This window comes from Bradyrhizobium shewense, from assembly GCF_900094605.1.
In the GTDB taxonomy this organism is placed as follows: Bacteria; Pseudomonadota; Alphaproteobacteria; order Rhizobiales; family Xanthobacteraceae; genus Bradyrhizobium; species Bradyrhizobium shewense.
In genome coordinates this window covers 1-2685 of sequence record NZ_FMAI01000086.1, presented here as the reverse complement: position 1 = coordinate 2685, position 2685 = coordinate 1, and the positions used below count along the sequence as shown (strand labels likewise).

3 protein-coding genes and 2 pseudogenes are annotated in these 2685 nt (G+C 62.1%); all 5 read left to right on the top strand.

The window, feature by feature from the left end; all coding sequences use genetic code 11:
• A pseudogene (locus GA0061098_RS43300) lies at positions 1-95 on the top strand (transposase); the annotation flags it as partial.
• Positions 96-213: 118 nt separating this feature from the next.
• Positions 214-561, top strand: a complete 348-nt coding sequence (locus GA0061098_RS47170) for a transposase (RefSeq protein ID WP_283808050.1) — start codon at positions 214-216, stop codon at positions 559-561.
• The gene (gene tnpB, locus GA0061098_RS43290; protein ID WP_091968220.1) at positions 558-902 is read left to right on the top strand and encodes an IS66 family insertion sequence element accessory protein TnpB; all 345 of its coding nucleotides are present in this window, start codon (positions 558-560) and stop codon (positions 900-902) included. The genes GA0061098_RS47170 and tnpB overlap by 4 nt, the downstream gene beginning before the upstream one ends.
• 74 nt (positions 903-976) lie before the next feature.
• Positions 977-2569: an IS66 family transposase gene (gene tnpC / locus GA0061098_RS43285; protein ID WP_091968217.1), complete on the top strand. Its 1593-nt coding sequence runs from the start codon at positions 977-979 to the stop codon at positions 2567-2569.
• A 21-nt stretch (positions 2570-2590) separates the two neighbouring features.
• Positions 2591-2685: pseudogene (locus tag GA0061098_RS45865) on the top strand (IS5/IS1182 family transposase); the annotation flags it as partial.

Sequence of the window (2685 nt, the reverse complement as noted above, 5' to 3'; positions counted from 1 at the left end):
GGAGTGGCTGCCAATGGCGAGCCTTGCCGACGGATTTTCCCCCGTACTCGACAGTGCAGGGATATTTCTACGCTTGGCGCGACACGGGTAGATGGTAAGCGGCAAAGAGACCCCATCTGGCGGAGTGGCGGAGAGATCGGCTATCGGCTGCTCAGTTGTGAGCCGATGTGAGCGTCTATGTCTGCGCCTAGTTCTGAAACTAGAACCTTCCATATGATCGAAGCGGTCGCCGAGCGTCTTGAGGGAGCGCCGCGGCAGCTTCGCCGACGCTGGTCGGACGAGTTCAAGGCGCAAGTTGCGGCAGAGGCGCTGGAGCCCGGCGCGAGCGTATCGGCGATCGCCCGCCGGATCGGCATTCACCCTTCGCAACTGTTCGCCTGGCGCCGCGATGCGCGGGCTGAGCGGCATTATTGCTCGCGGCACTCGAGTGATGAGGGCGCGGTGGCGTCTATGACGGGTGCAGTGATCGAGATTGCCATTGGCGAGGTGGTCGTGCGCGCCGGCCGGCATGTCGAGGAGGCGCATTTGCAGCGGGTGATCCGGGCGGTCCGATCGGCATGATCCCCTCTGGTGTGAAGGTGTTCCTGGCCAGCCATCCGGTCGACTTCCGCAAGGGTATCGATGGCCTTGTTGCGCTGGTGCGCGATGCGGGCTCAGATCCGTTCGATGGGGCGCTTTACGTGTTCCGGGCCAAAAGAGCCGACAGGATCAAGATCGTGTGGTGGGATGGCTCCGGCGTGTGCCTCTATTTAAAGCGTCTCGAGCAGGCGAAGTTCTGCTGGCCGCGGATCGGGCATCATCGGGTGCAGCTGAATCCGGCGCAGTTGATGGCGCTCGTGGACGGGATGGATTGGAAGCGGGTCCGGACTATGGCGGTTAAGCCGCCGGAGATTGTTGGGTAAAAGCACTGCGGCGAAGTGAATCAACGGCCTGAAAGGACGAGAGAACCGGAGCAAAATGTGCTCTGGTCGGGTCAATGTCGCCGCCCGATCTCAGCCTCCCGAATGACGTAGAGACGCTGAAGGCCATGGTTCTTGCCATGGCCGAGAAAGTGGCTCGCGCCGATGCCTTGGCGAGCGAAGTCGCCGATCTCAAGGCCCGCAACGCCGATGCCGATGCGCGCATCGAGCGGCTGACACAGATCCTGAAGGCCTTCGACCGCGCCCGGTTCGGCCGACGATCGGAGAAGCTCGGCTCGGCGAACGGCGACGATGAACAGCAGGCCTTAGTCTTCGAGGAGATCGAGATCGGCATCGCTGCGATCAAGGCTCAGGTCAGCAAGGGGCGTGCGCAAACGGATGGCAAGCGTGCACCGCGCCGGCGCAAGGGCTTTGCGCCCCATCTGGAACGGATCGAAACCGTCATTGAGCCGGAAGAGCTGGCCGTGCATGCCGGTAAGCAGAAGGTGCTGATCGGCGAGGACGTGTCAGAGCGTCTGGATGTGGTGCCGGCGAAGTTCCGCGTCATCGTCACGCGCCGTCCCAAGTATGCCTTCAAGAACGACGACGGCGTGATCCAGGCGCCGGCCCCAGCTCATATCATCGAAGGAGGCATTCCGACCGAAGCCCTTCTGGCCCAGATCGCCGTCGCCAAATATGCCGACGGCCTGCCGCTCTACCGGCAGGAGGCTATCTATGCCCGCGATCGTGTCGAGCTCGACCGGCAGCTGATGGCCCAATGGATGGGCAAGCTCGGCTTCGAGCTCGAGATCATGGCCGACTACATCTTCAGCGAGGTCAAGAAGGCCGAACGGGTCTTTGCCGACGAAACTACTTTGCCAACGCTCGCTCCGGGCTCCGGATCGACGAAGACAGCCTATTTGTGGGCCTATGCCAGGGATGACCGAACCTTTGGCCGCAGCGGTCCGCCGATGGTGGCTTATCGCTTCGAAGACAGTCGCGCCGGCGAATGCGCAGTCCGGCATCTCAATGGTTATCACGGCATCCTGCAAGTTGATGGATACGCCGCCTATAACAAGCTGGCGCGATCCGATCGCGGCAATGACGGCGTCACATTGGCTGGCTGCTGGTCACACAGCCGGCGCAAGTTCTACGAGCTGCATGTTGCAGGGACCTCGGAAGTGGCAACGGCGACAGTCGAGCGGATGGCGAAGCTCTGGCAGGTCGAGAAAATGGCGCGCGGTCAAGGCCCCGACACTCGCGTTGCCGCGCGCCAGCAAGCCTCCGCGGCGATCGTCGCAGATCTCTTCGATCTCTGGCAGCAGACCTTGCGTCGGATCTCCGGCAAATCAAAACTGGCCGAGGCGATCCGCTATGCCGTCTCGCGCCGTGCCATCTTCGAACGCTTCCTGACTGATGGTCGCATCGAGCTCGACTCCAACATCGTCGAACGCACCATCCGGCCACAAACAATCACGAGAAAGAATAGCCTCTTCGCGGGCAGCGACGGCGGCGGACGAACCTGGGCGACCATCGCAACACTGCTGCAGACAGCGAAGATGAACAACGTCGATCCGTTCGCTTGGCTCACCCTAACCCTTCAGCGTATCGCCAACGGCTGGCCAAGCAGTGAAATCGACGCGCTTATGCCATGGAACCACGCCGCCTGACGGCCTCAGCTTGCCGCTTACGGTAGATGGCAGCAGATTGCCGAAGCTCTGGTTCGCAAGTCGCGCCGGCAACTGGGACGAAAGCCAAGACCGACAGCCGCCGTCATCGATAGCCA

Excerpts from the sequence above, each read along its gene's own strand:
- GA0061098_RS47170 (WP_283808050.1), top strand. The coding sequence starts at position 214 with ATGATCGAAGCGGTCGCCGAGCGTCTTGAGGGAGCGCCGCGGCAGCTT.
- tnpB (WP_091968220.1), top strand. The coding sequence starts at position 558 with ATGATCCCCTCTGGTGTGAAGGTGTTCCTGGCCAGCCATCCGGTCGAC.
- tnpC (WP_091968217.1), top strand. The coding sequence starts at position 977 with ATGTCGCCGCCCGATCTCAGCCTCCCGAATGACGTAGAGACGCTGAAG.